The sequence below is a fragment of the Mesorhizobium sp. M00.F.Ca.ET.216.01.1.1 genome, assembly GCF_004010325.2.
GTDB lineage: Bacteria > Pseudomonadota > Alphaproteobacteria > Rhizobiales > Rhizobiaceae > Mesorhizobium.
In genome coordinates this window covers 1-280 of sequence record NZ_SADR02000604.1, presented here as the reverse complement: position 1 = coordinate 280, position 280 = coordinate 1, and the positions used below count along the sequence as shown (strand labels likewise).

General features: G+C 65.4%; 1 protein-coding gene. It reads left to right on the top strand.

What is annotated here, in order from left to right; all coding sequences use genetic code 11:
- A partial coding sequence (locus EN859_RS37625) for a hypothetical protein (protein WP_135913773.1) occupies nucleotides 1–280 on the top strand: 280 nt, incomplete at both ends.

Genomic DNA, 280 nt, shown 5'->3' with positions numbered 1-280 from the left:
CCGACATCCTCCGTCGCGCGATGGGCAAGAAGAAGAAGTCCGAGCTCGACAAGCAGCAGGTCGGCTTCTTCGGCGGCATGAAGGAGCGCGGCTACTCCGAGGCCGCAGCGCAGGCGCTGTGGGACATCCTCCTGCCGTTCTCCGACTACGCCTTCAACAAGGCGCACTCGGCCGCGTACGGCGTCGTCTCCTACTGGACGGCCTACCTCAAGGCCCACTACACGGCCGAGTACATGGCCGCCCTGCTCACCTCGGTGGGCGACAACAAGGACAAGCTCGC